This is a genomic window from Xenorhabdus beddingii (genome assembly GCF_002127545.1).
GTDB lineage: Bacteria > Pseudomonadota > Gammaproteobacteria > Enterobacterales > Enterobacteriaceae > Xenorhabdus > Xenorhabdus beddingii.
The window spans coordinates 89,196-103,868 of record NZ_MUBK01000002.1 but is presented as its reverse complement, the minus strand read 5'-3'; the positions used below and the strand labels follow the sequence as shown (position 1 = coordinate 103,868).

Sequence of the window (14,673 nt, the reverse complement as noted above, 5' to 3'; positions counted from 1 at the left end):
TTCCGTTAGTTGACGGATAAATCATAATCAAGGCGTTTATTTTACGCAGATACCCGCGAGTGTAACACTGCACGATATTTATTTATTTTATATTCCACACAACTATGCCTGTTTGTGCGTTATCCATAAGCCCAATCAAGATGGCTCACGATGAATACGGCTGCGATTAAATACCAGTAACCCCGCAATCACCAAGCCCATAAATGCGATATACAAAGCCGGCTCCAGTTTGCCGGTCAGCGACGTCGAAATGGCTGACAACATGGGTCCCACCAGTTGCCCCAATGCATAGCCCGTCGTCAGCAACCCCGCCATATAGCGGGCATGGTGAGGAGCCAGTTCCCGGCCACACTGCAACGCCAGTTGCACTGCACACATAAACCCGCCTCCCACCAGCAATGCGCCCATCATCAGCCCGACAAGGCCGGGCAGCAGTTCGGCAATCAGAATGCCTGACGCCTGAAGCCATAACGTGATTGCCAGACGAATTTGAGGAGTTGAGACATTACGCAGCAAAATGCCCAACATAATACCAATAACAGAAGCCCCGCCAAATATTGGCCAGACAAATTGGGCAAACAGGCTATCAGGAAAACGCTCTGCCGCCATTTGGGAGAGAAATGTGGCCGGCAAAATATAGCCGAATCCCGCCAGACTGTAGCTCCACACCAATCGCTTGATGTCGGGTGTCAGCATGAGTTTTTGAGTTACCGCTTGCGGACGATGCAGCCCGCCATTGCGAGGCAGGTAGCGACTGACATAAATACTGAATAACAGGGCCAGAATGCCATATAACATCCAGGCGCTGGCGGCACTCATTTGCCGGGATTGAATTCCCACCGCCAACACGCCGCTGATGAAAATCCCCACTCCCGTCCCGGAGAAAACAGCAGCACTTAATCCCGGACGATTCAGTTTTGCCAACTCATCATTCGTCCATGCGGCTACCAATACCAATGTCCAGCCACTGGCCCAGCCAATAAAGAAACGGGCAATACTGTGCAAAACCGGCCCCTCCAGCAATGCGGAAAGCAGGGTAATAATCACTGCTCCCCATAATCCGCTCCACAAACGGTATTCGACAAAACGTTGCGTCCGCATCGCATCATAGGAACCCGCCAGATAACCCAGATAATTGAATGCCGCAACAATGCCTGCTCCCGTCAAGGTGAGTTGGGACTCCGCGATCATCAACGGCACTTGCGGGGTAAAAGTGAAACGCCCGATTCCCATGGCAACAACCAAAGCGAGAAAACCGCTTAATGCAATCTGAAAAGCCTGATAATGACGTCCACCGGATGTGATGATTTGATTACTCATAGTGATTAGATGGTAATGAAATTAGTTGATTTTGTTTGGATTATTTAAGTTATAACAAATCATGAATATAATATACATCTTTTATTAACATCCATTCCCCGTCATTCCCCATCAAGATAATCTTTGCCATAATGCGCCCAATGCAAAAATAAACGCTTCAAGAATAAATAGATGCTGCACTCTCTCACATTCATCCTTTGCGGCATAGATTGGCGGCATATAAGGAGCTTCTCATGGATCACTGTCATACTTCAGGCTTAATTTCACTTGAACAGGCACTAGAAAAATTACTGGTACAAGCGGTTCCCCTCACTGACACAGAAACCATTCACCTGACCGAATCTGCGGGTCGTATCACCGCTACCGATATCATTTCCCCCATTAACGTTCCCCCTTTTGATAATTCGGCCATGGATGGTTACGCCATTCGCCTTACCGATCTTAACCAAAATCCAACCTTGCCAGTGGCAGGAAAAGCGCTGGCGGGTGTGCCGTTTCAGGCAGAATGGCCGGTTGGCAGTTGCATTCGCATCATGACGGGTGCCCCTATTCCTTCTGGTACGGATGCCGTGGTCATGCAGGAACAGGCGGAGGTCACTGAAACCGGCATCCGGTTCATGTATCCGGTCATGCAGGGACAAAATATTCGTACCGTTGGCGAGGATATACGCCAGCATTCTGTGGTACTGCCAAAAGGGATTAAACTTTCCACCGCACAATTGCCACTGATTGCCTCGCTGGGCGTTGCGAACGTTGAGGTTGTCCGCAAGCTGAAAGTGGCTGTTTTTTCTACTGGTGACGAATTGCAAGCCATTGGCGAGCCATTACAGGTCGGCCAGATTTACGATACTAATCGATTTGCCGTCCGCCTGATGCTGGAAAAACTGGGCTGCGAAGTTATCGATCTGGGTGTGATCTGCGATGATCCGGCTGCACTGCGCCAGGCATTTATCAGCGCCGACCAACAAGCCGATTTAGTGATCAGTAGTGGTGGTGTTTCTGTCGGTGAAGCAGACTACACCAAACAAATTTTAGACAAAGTGGGGAAAATCAGTTTTTGGAAACTCGCCATTAAGCCCGGTAAACCTTTCGCTTTCGGTAAATTGGATCAGGCGTGGTTCTGTGGCTTGCCGGGTAATCCCGTTTCTGCTGTGCTGACGTTCTATCAATTGGTGCAACCTCTGATTGCCCGTCTATCCGGTTTTACTGCATGGCAACCACCGATGCGCCTGACGGCCAGGACAACAACACCATTGAAAAAATCCCCCGGAAGATTGGATTTCCAACGTGGTTTTGCCGCCATCAATGAAGACGGTGAATTAGAGGTACAGACCACCGGGCATCAGGGTTCCCATATCTTTAGTTCATACAGCCTCGGTAACTGTTTTATCGTTCTGGAGCGGGAACGGGGGCATGTTGCGGCTGGCGAAACGGTACATATCGAATTTTTCAATCATTTGTTGAAAAATCAATAGCTAAAAAACCAATAAGAGACTCAAACAATGACCCTCGAACTTACCGATGAAGAGATCTTGCGCTATAACCGCCAAATTGTTTTGCGGGGTTTCGATTTCGACGGACAGGAAAAATTAAAATCTGCCAAGGTGCTGATCGTGGGTGCCGGAGGTCTTGGTTGTGCCGCTTCCCAATACCTTGCGGCAGCGGGGGTTGGAACCCTCACCCTGCTGGATTTTGATACCGTTTCCCTTTCCAATCTGCAAAGGCAGATTCTCCACCGCGATGAACGCATTGGGATGGCGAAAGTCCATTCAGCCGCCGTGACATTACGGGAGATCAACCCGCACGTCGCCATTCAACCCATTGACGGTTTATTGGATGACCCGGCACTGGATGCGTTAATCCGCTCACACGAAATTGTGCTCGATTGCACAGATAACGTCGCCATTCGTGAACAGCTCAATCGCCTGTGCTACAGACGTCAAATTTCCTTGGTTTCCGGCGCCGCCATTCGCATGGAAGGGCAACTTTCTGTCTTTACGTACCAACCAGAGGAACCCTGCTATCGCTGCCTGAGCCGATTATTTGGCGACAATAGCCTGACTTGCGTTGAAGCCGGTGTCATGGCGCCATTGGTAGGAACCCTCGGCGCTTTACAGGCGATGGAAACCATTAAGTTATTGACCCGATACGGGCAAGTGAGTGGTGGCAAGGTATTACTGTTCGATGCCATGACGATGCAGTTTCGTGAGATCACACTGCCTAAAGATCCTCAGTGTGAAATTTGCCAGACGTCATGAGCATAGCCCCGTAAAATCAACGGGGCTATCAACGTTAAGCCAAATTACTCAACAATACCCTGACTTCCCAGATACTCATCATAAGTACCTTTAAAATCAATGACTTTATCGGATTTGATTTCCAGAATACGACTGGCTAATGAGCTAACAAATGCACGGTCATGGGAGACGAAAATCAGCGTTCCCTGATAGATTTCCAGCGCAAGGTTCAACGATTCGATGGATTCCATATCCAAGTGGTTGGTGGGTTCATCCATGATCAGGATATTTGGCTTTTGCATCATCAGCTTACCAAATAGCATCCGGCCTTGTTCACCACCAGAAAGTACGCCCACTTTCTTCTTGATATCATCCTGACCGAACAGCAGGCGACCCAGAATACTGCGTACTGCCTGCTCATCATCCCCTGCGCGTTTCCACTGGCCCATCCATTCAAAGACGGTCATATCGCAGTCAAAATCTCTGGCGTGATCCTGCGCATAATAGCCAATGGCGCTGTTTTCAGACCATTTAATCGTACCGCTATTAGGCGCTTCTTCGCCGATCAGCGTTTTCAGGAATGTCGTTTTACCGATACCATTCTCACCAATCACCGCCATTTTTTCGCCAACTTCCATCAGCAAATTCAGATTCTTGAACAAGGGTTCTTTATCATAGCCCTTGGTCAGACTTTCCAATTCCAGTGCATTACGGAACAGTTTCTTATCCTGATCAAAACGGATATAAGGGTTCTGACGGCTGGACGCTTTCACTTCTTCTAATTGGATCTTGTCAATCTGACGGGCACGGGACGTTGCCTGTTTAGATTTAGAGGCGTTGGCACTGAAACGGCTGACGAAAGACTGCAATTCCGCAATCTGTGCTTTCTTCTTCGCATTATCTGCCACTAAACGCTCGCGGGCCTGGGTTGCCGCGACCATGTATTCATCATAATTGCCAGGGAACAGGCGCACGTCGCCATAATCCAAATCAGCCATATGAGTACATACCGTATTCAGAAAATGACGGTCATGGGAAATAATGATCATGGTACTGTCACGTTCATTGAGCACCTGCCCCAACCAGCGGATAGTGTCGATATCCAGGTTGTTGGTTGGCTCATCAAGCAGCAAGACATCAGGATTGGAAAACAGCGCCTGTGCCAACAATACGCGCAATTTCCAGCCCGGAGCCACAGCATTCATCAAACCATAATGCAGCTCGACGGGAATGCCGACACCCAGCAGCAATTCACCGGCACGCGCTTCTGCGCTGTAACCATCCATCTCGCCATAAGCGACTTCCAGATCAGCCACACGATAGCCATCTTCTTCGCTCATTTCTGCCAGGGAATAAATGCGGTCACGCTCCTGTTTAACTTCCCACAGTTCCGTGTGCCCCATGATGACGGTATCCAGCACCGTATATTCTTCGAATGCAAACTGATCCTGACGCAACTTACCCAAACGTTCATTTGGGTCAAGACTGACATTACCGGCAGTGGGAGTTAAATCGCCGCCCAGGATTTTCATGAAAGTTGATTTGCCTGCCCCATTCGCACCAATCAGACCATAACGGTTGCCGTTGCCGAATTTGACAGAAATATTTTCAAACAGTGGCTTACTGCCAAACTGCATGGTGATGTTGTTTGTACTTAACACAACTTTTGCTCTTAAAGTGGATAAAAAGGGAGTTTATAAAATCGATAGCCGCGCATTATGCCACAACCAGAAAAAAGTATCGCCAGAATGCGTTCCCCACTTGCAAAATCAAAGAAAGGCATTAAATAACACGCTGAATATCAATTGTTTTTTTCATAAACATGATTAATCTATCAAACCGAGAAATATGGCACCAAAAGCCGTATTGTTATAAACTTTCCCCTGAATTTTACGACTCAACAATTTGATATATACCCAATGGATTTCAAAAAGCAGCCAACAAAGCAGCAATTTGAAAGACGACGGGGATACCGGAAAAATACCATGCAAAAAGTAAGATGGGGTATTATTGGTTGTGGTGATGTCACTGAAGTAAAAAGCGGCCCGGCTTTTTATAAATCAGAGCACGCTGAATTAGTGGCGGTCATGCGCCGCAATGCTGATTTAGCCAAAGATTTTGCCGAACGGCACAATGTCAGAAAATGGTATTCAGATGCCGAATCTCTCATTAATGATCCTGAAATTGATGCCATATATATTGCGACTCCACCTTCCACCCATAAAGAATATACCATTTTGGCAGCACAAGCGGGAAAATGTGTTTATGTAGAGAAACCCATGGCACTGACATTCGAAGAGTGCAACGAAATGATTGCCATCTGCCGGTTTCAAAAAGTTCCCCTGTTTGTTGCTTATTATCGCCGGGCTTTGCCCCGATTTCTAAAAATAAAAGCGTTAATTGACGCCGGGGCAATTGGTTCACCACGCATTGTCAATTGTATGCAATTTCGGGAAATGGCCTCTATCTATCACGATCCCGATAATTTACCGTGGTTTGTCAAACCCGAAATATCCGGTGGTGGTTTATTTGTTGATTTGGCTTGCCATACACTCGATATATTGGATTTTCTGCTGGGTAAAATTATCTCGGTAACAGGACATGCCAATTCACAGGCGAAAGCCTATCCTGCCGAAGATTGCGTTTCCATGTCATTTATGTTCGAAAACCATGTTCAGGGCGTTGGGATCTGGAATTTTGTCGCCACGTCTCGTGAAGATAAAGTCGAAATTATCGGTAATAAAGGTAAAATAGTTTTTGCCACATTCGGTGATTCTCCCATCTCCTATTATGATGAAAACAATCAACTTCATCAGTATCATTTTGAAAATCCAACACATATTCAAATGCCATTAATACAGACAGTCATTGCTGAAATACAGGGTAATGGTGTCTGCCCGTCCAATGGAGAATCTGCGGCCCGCACCAGTTGGATTATCGACGAAGTATTAAGGGAGTATCGGGTTGCTTTAAATAGCAAAGCCTTAAACCCCAAACAATGATCTGATAGCCAGCGTTAGCTGGCTATCATTTCTGTCTTGTTCAGCTTGTTTTAATCTGTCAGGCTGCAACATCGCCATTTCGCCAAACAAGATATGATAAAGAGATAAAATAGGTTCAATATCCCGTATCGAAGCTGTTCTTATTATCATACTCCCCCCTGATATCGATATTATTCTTATTTAAATTTCCCTGCCTGATGAGATAAATAATATCATTATAGGTTTAATGTTTATTTTGACCTGCTATTTTTATAACAGGTCATTAAGATTATTGATGATAAGTTTTCACCGAAGGAACGGTATAATCACTAAAACGATCAAGCAATAAAGCAGGATCTTGTTCAACAATCGCCATACGGCGATATTTTTCCTGCAAAAATTGCTCATCGGCCATTTTATCAATCATTGAAATTAAAGGATCATAAAACTGATTGATATTGAGAATGCCACAGGGCTTGCTGTTCAGGCCAATCATGCTCCAGGTAAAAACTTCACTGAATTCTTCCAATGTGCCAAAACCCCCGGGCAAGGCAACAAAACCCTCTGCCAGTTCGATCATCTTGCTTTTACGCTGGTGCATCGTTTCCACAATATGGAGTTCAGATAAATTTTTATGCGAAATTTCACGCTCTTCCAGCAACGTCGGGATCACACCAATGACTTTACCGCCTTCCTCCAGAACCGTATCTGCAACCGTTCCCATGATCCCTACGCTTGCGCCACCATAGACTAACGTAATGCCACGTTTCACCAGTTCTTTCGCAAAAGATATTGCGCTTTCTTTATAGATTTCAGAGATACCCAGACTTGAACCACAATAAACCGCAATGCTCTTTACCGTACCCTTTTTCTCTGGTGTATTTTTCATCGTGACTTCTTTCATTGCTAAACTCCATTATTGTTTTTTTAATTTCTGATTATACGATAGACTAATCAACGTACAACTGATAATACATTGAGTTATACTTGTCTCACTGAGAAGTTGGCACCCCCTAAATAACACGTTGTCACTGAGGTTTTTTAATGTCTCTTTCCAAACATCGGTCAGCTTCTTTTCCGCTGCTTCCTATTATTTTATTATTACTGTCGATGACATCCATTCAGGCCGGAGCCTCACTGGCTAAAACAATATTCCATGTCATTGGTGCGCCTGGTGTCACAGCCCTGAGACTTGCATTAGGGACCATTATTCTATTTCTGATTTTTAAACCGTGGCGTCTAAAATTTCAGCGTGATTCTCTGATCCCGCTTTTTGCCTACGGCATTTCACTCGGGGCGATGAATTATCTGTTTTATATGGCCTTGTCCCGAATCCCCCTCGGCATTGCCGTTGCACTTGAGTTTACCGGGCCTTTGGCTGTCGCCATGTTTTCCTCCCGGCGTCCGCTGGATTTTCTCTGGATTGCCTTAGTCATCACCGGATTGGGTTTCCTGCTGCCAATCGGAGACAGCGTCAGTACCCTTGACCCCATCGGTGTTTTGTATGCTCTGGGAGCCGGTGTTTTCTGGGCACTTTATATTATCTTCGGGCAACGTGCCGGAGCCGGTTATGGTGCGGCGACCGTTTCTATTGGTTCGCTGATTGCCGCCTTTATTTTCTTCCCCATCGGGCTAATACAGACCGGCCCTGAACTGTTGTTTGATGTTTCCCTACTCCCTGTTGCGTTAGGGATCGCCATTTTATCGACCGCATTCCCCTACACGCTGGAGATGATTGCCCTTACTCGCCTGCCCGCCAAGACGTTCGGGACACTCATGAGCCTTGAACCTGCATTAGGGGCATTGTCAGGCATTATTTTCCTCAATGAGCACTTAACCATGACTCAATGGACTGCCCTTTTCTGCATTATTTGCGCTTCCATCGGCTCCACTTCCAGCATCAGGCGAAAAACAAAAATAGAAAAAGTAGAATAAAAACATGGGCAAGAAAAACCCTTAAAAATAGCAGTTATCACCTTGAAAATGACACTAACCTTTAAAAAAGTCGTTTTTCTCTCTATAATCCTGGTTTGATGTAAAAATAAACATGAGGACTCCATACAATGGATATCGAAGTCAAAGACTCTAACGGCGCATTGCTGAATGACGGTGATTCAGTTCAGGTGATCAAAGATTTGAAAGTCAAAGGCACCTCCAAGACACTGAAACGCGGCACCTTGATCAAAAACATCCGCCTGAACCATCGTGAAGATGAAATTGAGTGTAATGCTGATAAAATCAAAGGGTTAGTACTGAAAACCTGCTTCCTGAAAAAAGTAGTGTAAATAAATAATAGTGACAACCTATTTTTGACTATACCAATCCAATTTCAAGATGCGTGTTATATCTCCCCGCGGTGCGGGGAGATATAAGGCTTCACGTTGTCTTGCTGGTTGCAACTTGAAAGACGACGGGTATAAAGGATAAATAATTTTAACTTTTATATTATTTATCCTTTTTTATTAATGGCGCTAAAAATCGAATATTGTTGGATCACATCGAATCAAACCTATTAACCGCTACCCTTGCTCATTAATTCTTACCGCAAAAATATAAATCTCACCCAGAAATTCAATCCATTAAATACGTAACTCATAAAACAAATGCCAGAAAAAAACCCAATGGATTGGAATTTAAAACAAGATGGTTTATCTTAAACATGTCTTTTGATCATGCGAATTAAAAGACAGCGGAAATATTAAAGTTTATATAAAGGTTACGATATGAAAACTTTACTTTCTCTATGCACTGCTATTTTGATATTAACATCATGGAATACATTTGCAGAAAAAACGACGCTTCTTAATACACCTGAACAATGCGAATCACGTGCACGCACCCTATGTGCCGAGCATATTAATCACCCTGAAAAATATAATTTTTGTCTTAAAGAAATATATAATGCCTGTATTCGCCAATAAGGTATGACCTAACCATGACGCTGTTCTGGTTGATAATTATCCGAAGCCTTGGATAAATAACTCATCCCTGAGTTATTTATCCTTTCTCCATTATTTCCAATTCCGTTTTCGATGGCACATTAGGCCGTTCAATGGGAAATACCGGCAAAGAACTCAATAAACGTGGCCCATAACGTTTGGTCAGTAATCGAGGGTCATAAATCACCACATCACCATAACACTCATGGCTGCGAATTAATCTTCCCACTTGCTGGATCAAATTGAAGGAAGCACTTGGCAGGCTTTGTACTTCAAATGGATAACGTTTTAACGATTTCAGCCATTCGCTTTCGGTGATAATGACCGGGTTGGTCACAGGCGGAAATGCGATTTTATGAATATGGACCTGGGAAAGATAATCACCTTTCAAATCCAACCCTTCGGCAAATGACTGCAAGCCAACCAGAACGCTGGCTTGCCCTTCGTCAATACGTTTGCAATGCGTTTCAACCAATCGATAGCGGGGCTGATCACCTTGTACCAATAACATCAACCGCAAATCCGTGACAAAAGTGAGAAACCCTTCCATTGCCCGCAGGCTGCTAAAAAGTACCAGCATTCCCCGATGCTTCCTTTCCATCACTTGCAAACGGAAATAACGCGCCATTTCCTCAAGATGCTGCATTTCATTTTGAATGGTCGGTTCCTGGGTCATGTGAGGAATGATCAAACGCCCCTGTCGTACATGTTCAAAAGGCGATGACAAAGCGACAAAACGATCATCATAGTTTTCATGTAAACCCGTCAGTTCCTGAATACGGGAAAAGCTATTCAACGAACGTAATGTCGCTGATGTCACCACAACATGCGGAATATTACGCCATAATAACTGGGTTAGCTGTTCGCTGACCCGGATTCCGGCACAGTGAAAATAAAGGTGGGATTGGTTTTTTTCATAGCGGCGTGTCAGCCATTTGGATATCGGCGCGTGGGAAGATTCTTCCTGTGAAGCCAAACGCCACAGCTTTGCCATATTCTCAAAATAACCCAAAGTCCGGCTGGCTTGCAGGATGGCACGATGCAGCCGAACAATATCCTGTTTGGCCGTCTGATCACTCAAATCATTTAAAATAGCTTCCGCTAAACCACGTAATCCCTCTGTGAGTTTGAACAATTGCTGACAACACAACAGTAAACTATCGGGTAATTTTCCCAGTTCAAATAAGTATTCTTGCGCTTCACTGCGTTCAGGCAATAAAGCCTGTGTGATTGCCGCCAATTCCTTAAAACATTCACGGAGGGTTTCACAGTGCGTCTGCAATCGGGTGATATTGGCCAAAGCGGGGGGTTTCGGTGGCCGAAACTGAGTCAGGTATTGCTCTACATGACGGACAAAGGTATCTAATTGCCCATTAAGCTGGAGTGATGTAATCTCACCTTCAACTTCCAGCGAATCCCTTGCGACATCAGGGATGTGATGCCCTTCATCCAATACCAGCAGCAAATTTTTTGCTTCCGGCAAGACGGATTCACTGCCCAGCGCCGCCATCACCAAAGCGTGGTTGGCAACGACAACGTCCGCGTTTTCAATCTCCCGACGGGCGAGAAAAAAGGGGCAACGAGAGTAAAACTGACAATTCCGCGCCAGACAGTTCATCTTATCCGTACTGACTTTTGCCCACAGTGAATCTGATAATGCCAATTTGTGGTGATCACGCAGGCCGTCCCATGAAAAGGTCGAGTAATCACTGCGCAACCGACGACATAACTCACGCTCCTCACTGCTGGTGATTTCCGTTCGGTCTTCAACCAGAAACATCAAATCAATTTGTTCCCCCTCTGCGGCACAAATCGCTTCCAGATTGCGTGGGCAGACATAACGCGCACGACCAAAAGCGCCCGTGAATTTCAGGTCAGGAATGATTTTGCGTAACAACGGCAAATCTTTGCTGTAGATTTGATCTTGCAAGGCAACATTGGCCGTGCTGACCACTAAGGGTTTCTGTTCCGCGCGGCTGACGGCAATCCCCGGGATCAGGTATGACAACGTTTTTCCGACCCCCGTTGGCGCTTCTATCACCAAATGCCGCCCTTCTTCATCCGCCAGTGTCTTTGCAACCTCTGCAATCATCTGACGCTGGGGTGCGCGTGGAATGAAACCATCAATATGAGTAGATAATGATTTATACCACTGACGAATCTGATCTTTTATTGAACTGGAAAGTGCCATGAGTTTTGCTGCTTAAAAATTGGAGGGCGATTCTTTCATCATAATACCGGATCTTTAACGATAACCGTTTATAACACCAATAATGCCATTCTTTCACGACCATTTGCAGGGTCTGCTGCTTTCATGTTAACGCATCAAAAAGATATGCGTTACTGTCAATGTTACTTCCAATGCAAGAAAATCGGTTATCGCTTGTCTGGTGTGCAGAAGCCGATATACTTTGGACTTTCTCTCTTTTAGCTGTTTATGGCTGCGAACACGCTGTATTAAAACCTTATTGGATACAAAGATGAAAAAGATCTTGCTCATTATCATCATATTATTTTCTATTGGCTCAATTGGTGGAGTCTTTCTGGCAGGGCTGAATATGTATACCCGCTCAACAACACCCGTAGAAGAGCCACAACAGACCCAACAGGAAAATACCCCGACCGGGCAACAATAGGCATATTGGCTTTTGTCGTAACACCCGATGAGGAAGCTCATGAAAAATGAATATTTTGTCAGTCCACAATGGTTAAACGAACATCTCCATGATGAGAATGTCGTCGTCATTGATGCCAGTGCCCCAATGCCCACCCAATCCATCGATTATCACCAAGGTTGGTCAGAGAAACACATCCCGGGCGCACAGTTTTTTGATCTTGATAAAATCGCCAATTTGCACACCAACCTGCCGCATATGCTGTCAGAACCGGAAATGTTCCGCCAAGCGGTAAATAAAATGGGCATCAGTGAAAATCATCTGGTCGTGATTTACGATCAAGGCAATATGTTCTCTGCCCCACGAGCATGGTGGACGTTCAAAATCTTTGGTGCCCGCCACATCCGTATTCTTGACAGGGGATTACAAGGCTGGCAGCAGGCGGGTTATCCAACCGAATCGGGAGAAGTGACCCGTTTACCCGAAGTTTTCAATATTCAGTTTACCCCTGAAAAAGTCTGTTCTCAGGCGCAGATCCTGAATGCCCTTCATCACAAAGCCCCCGTACAGTTTATTGATGCCAGAGCGGAAGAGCGTTTTCAGGCAAAAGTGCCAGAGCCTCGCCCCGGCTTAAGAATGGGGCATATCCCCGGTGCCAAAAATGTTCCGTGGACGGCATTGATTAATCATGGAAGTTATAAATCAGAGGAAGAAATCGTGGCGATATTCCGTAACCAAGGCGTTGATTTAAATCAGCCGATAATAACCAGTTGTGGTTCTGGAATGACAGCCGCCGTTTTAGTCTTGGGGCTGGAGATCATTGGCCACAAAGAAACAGGCTTATACGATGGTTCCTGGGCAGAATGGGGTGCCGATGACTCACTTCCATTAGAAAAATAGATAACACAGAAAAATAAATAATATAAAAAACAAACAATAGCAAAGGGCATCAAAATAACATGCCCTTTTTTGTTATTAATCATATGAATAATGAACTTTAAAACAAAAGTGTAAAATTAATGGTTAGAAATTTTATGGTAAGCAAATAGGATCAGCATTGCACCAACCACAGCAATGGCAAAACTACCCAAATTAAAACCGTCAACTTTCCCCATTCCAAAGAATGTGCTGACATACCCTCCAACGACAGCCCCCACAATCCCCAGAATCACCGTCATAATGATGCCGCTACTGTTATTCCCCGGCATAATCCACTTAGCAAGAATTCCAGCAATCAGGCCAAAGATAATCCATGACAGGATACCCATATATAACCTCCAGAATTGATTAACCCTTTCATCTTCCAAGTTGCTGCTTTACAAGCGACAATCTGAAATTTATTGAGTCTAGATCATTGGTTTACACACACGATTATGTTTCTATGCCCTAATTTAAGACACTATTTAAAAGAATTGCAAACCAGAACAGAGAAGTTATTCACACGTAATGAGTTGTCTTTATAAATGATATTTAAAAATTGCAGGACCCGTCCTTACTTCCCGCGATGCGGGGAGTAAGGGATCTGCAGGAGTTTCAGTGCCTCACCATTATGAAAAAGTATTTATAAATAGTTCACATTTCAAAGTCACTTTCATCAATTCAAATTGGGCATTAATCTCACCAAGTTAAGCGCTATTATAGATTGATGAACAAAAGATCCTGTCAGGTTCATCATGAATACAGGATTGAAATACCCACTTCCGTACTCATCAGTTAACAATTTCCCAAGAACCGGAATTCTCCCCGGTAATGATAAAATACCCATTGTTGTCTTGCCGTAAATGGGCATAGCTGCATTTCGTCCTTACCGACACTGATAAAACCCAGTTTTGCATACACATTTATTTTTAAAAAATCATCTGCAACATTAACTTTAAGGTTTCCTAGTGCGCCCATTTGATAAGATTTATTGACTGCTTTTTCCATTAATAAATACGCACAATTCTGAATACCTGTGTGAGTAATAATATAAAGCACTTCAGGGTAACATAATTTTTCATCACTGGCGTATTTAAGCATGATAAGTCCAATGGGTTGATTACCCATATAACATATAAAATGAAAATAATTTTTTCCATTAATCATAAATTCCAAATGACTCTTCATATATTCTAAATTATCTTTTGTTGATATACATCTGTCATGCCACGCTTCCAGCCGTCCCCTTTCTTTTCTTTCTTGTTCCGTTTCAACCGGGTTTCTTCTTGGTAAATCAAAAAACCACCTATCGTTGTTCAGAGAAGACAGTATTTGGTCATTGGCTCTTTCCATTTCACTCTTACTGACTTCGTTAACTATGGGAATATAGCCTTTCAATAAACCGGGATTGTTATAACAAATTTCTGTATCCAATAAGTCAGTTAAAGAAAGAGTGACATTGGAACCTGTCCTGTTTAATCGATAGGAGGGGATTTTTGAAATATTACCATTATAAGAGTAAGATTTTTTTAACATAATATCATTCTCTCTATTCTATAGGGTAAAAACTATTGGGAAGATTGTATTTATTAAAAGAGAATGGAGGACAGCGTCAATTTTTCAATATCGCGCAGGGAGAATGCCCCCCAGAAACATAGACAGC

General features: G+C 44.3%; 15 protein-coding genes. 8 read left to right on the top strand and 7 right to left on the bottom strand.

What is annotated here, in order from left to right:
- Positions 1-135 precede the first annotated feature (135 nt).
- Positions 136-1,320, bottom strand: coding sequence for a YbfB/YjiJ family MFS transporter (locus Xbed_RS01660; protein WP_086111210.1), 1,185 nt, complete (start codon positions 1,318-1,320; stop codon positions 136-138).
- 233 nt (positions 1,321-1,553) lie between these two features.
- On the opposite strand from Xbed_RS01660, the gene moeA reads away from it, so the two are divergent.
- A complete protein-coding gene (gene moeA, locus Xbed_RS01655) occupies positions 1,554-2,795 on the top strand; it encodes a molybdopterin molybdotransferase MoeA (RefSeq protein ID WP_086111209.1) in 1,242 nt (413 codons plus the stop codon).
- 27 nt (positions 2,796-2,822) lie between these two features.
- Positions 2,823-3,578 carry a molybdopterin-synthase adenylyltransferase MoeB gene (gene moeB, locus Xbed_RS01650; protein ID WP_086111208.1) on the top strand — a complete coding sequence of 252 codons (756 nt, stop codon included), beginning with the start codon at positions 2,823-2,825 and terminating at the stop codon, positions 3,576-3,578.
- A gap of 44 nt (positions 3,579-3,622) precedes the next feature.
- Here the strand turns inward: moeB and Xbed_RS01645 are convergent, their stop codons facing one another.
- A complete protein-coding gene (locus tag Xbed_RS01645; protein WP_086111207.1) occupies positions 3,623-5,218 on the bottom strand; it encodes an ABC-F family ATPase in 1,596 nt (531 codons plus the stop codon).
- 324 nt (positions 5,219-5,542) lie between these two features.
- Here Xbed_RS01645 and Xbed_RS01640 point away from each other — a divergent pair, with 324 nt between their 5' ends.
- A complete protein-coding gene (locus Xbed_RS01640; protein ID WP_086111206.1) occupies positions 5,543-6,559 on the top strand; it encodes a Gfo/Idh/MocA family protein in 1,017 nt (338 codons plus the stop codon).
- On the opposite strand, the gene Xbed_RS01635 is transcribed toward Xbed_RS01640, so the two are convergent.
- Together Xbed_RS01635 and Xbed_RS01630 are read right to left on the bottom strand one after the other, a co-directional pair.
- Positions 6,542-6,709, bottom strand: coding sequence for a hypothetical protein (locus Xbed_RS01635; RefSeq protein ID WP_244182384.1), 168 nt, complete (start codon positions 6,707-6,709; stop codon positions 6,542-6,544). The two genes, Xbed_RS01640 and Xbed_RS01635, sit on opposite strands and share 18 nt — an antisense overlap.
- Positions 6,710-6,827: 118 nt before the next feature.
- The gene (locus Xbed_RS01630; protein WP_086111205.1) at positions 6,828-7,442 is read right to left on the bottom strand and encodes an LOG family protein; all 615 of its coding nucleotides are present in this window, start codon (positions 7,440-7,442) and stop codon (positions 6,828-6,830) included.
- 140 nt (positions 7,443-7,582) lie between these two features.
- On the opposite strand from Xbed_RS01630, the gene rhtA reads away from it, so the two are divergent.
- The 3 genes from rhtA (at position 7,583) to Xbed_RS19310 (ending at position 9,459) form a co-directional block, all read left to right on the top strand.
- A complete protein-coding gene (gene rhtA, locus Xbed_RS01625) occupies positions 7,583-8,473 on the top strand; it encodes a threonine/homoserine exporter RhtA (RefSeq protein WP_086111204.1) in 891 nt (296 codons plus the stop codon).
- A 128-nt stretch (positions 8,474-8,601) separates the two neighbouring features.
- A complete protein-coding gene (locus tag Xbed_RS01620; protein ID WP_086111203.1) occupies positions 8,602-8,823 on the top strand; it encodes an alkylphosphonate utilization protein in 222 nt (73 codons plus the stop codon).
- Positions 8,824-9,261: 438 nt separating this feature from the next.
- On the top strand, positions 9,262-9,459 hold the full coding sequence (locus Xbed_RS19310; protein ID WP_139837443.1) for a hypothetical protein: 198 nt from the start codon (positions 9,262-9,264) through the stop codon (positions 9,457-9,459).
- A gap of 76 nt (positions 9,460-9,535) precedes the next feature.
- Here Xbed_RS19310 and dinG read toward each other — a convergent pair whose 3' ends face one another.
- The gene (gene dinG / locus Xbed_RS01615; protein WP_086111202.1) at positions 9,536-11,668 is read right to left on the bottom strand and encodes an ATP-dependent DNA helicase DinG; all 2,133 of its coding nucleotides are present in this window, start codon (positions 11,666-11,668) and stop codon (positions 9,536-9,538) included.
- A 289-nt stretch (positions 11,669-11,957) separates the two neighbouring features.
- On the opposite strand from dinG, the gene Xbed_RS19680 reads away from it, so the two are divergent.
- Together Xbed_RS19680 and sseA are read left to right on the top strand one after the other, a co-directional pair.
- Positions 11,958-12,113, top strand: a complete 156-nt coding sequence (locus Xbed_RS19680; RefSeq protein ID WP_167371854.1) for a hypothetical protein — start codon at positions 11,958-11,960, stop codon at positions 12,111-12,113.
- Between the two features lie 39 nt (positions 12,114-12,152).
- Entirely contained in the window at positions 12,153-12,992 is an 840-nt protein-coding gene (gene sseA, locus Xbed_RS01610) for a 3-mercaptopyruvate sulfurtransferase (RefSeq protein ID WP_086111201.1), read from the top strand.
- Between the two features lie 116 nt (positions 12,993-13,108).
- Here sseA and Xbed_RS01605 read toward each other — a convergent pair whose 3' ends face one another.
- On the bottom strand, positions 13,109-13,360 hold the full coding sequence (locus Xbed_RS01605; RefSeq protein WP_086111200.1) for a GlsB/YeaQ/YmgE family stress response membrane protein: 252 nt from the start codon (positions 13,358-13,360) through the stop codon (positions 13,109-13,111).
- A 445-nt stretch (positions 13,361-13,805) separates the two neighbouring features.
- Entirely contained in the window at positions 13,806-14,546 is a 741-nt protein-coding gene (locus Xbed_RS01600; RefSeq protein ID WP_086111199.1) for a GNAT family protein, read from the bottom strand.
- Between the last annotated feature and the right edge of the window lie 127 nt (positions 14,547-14,673).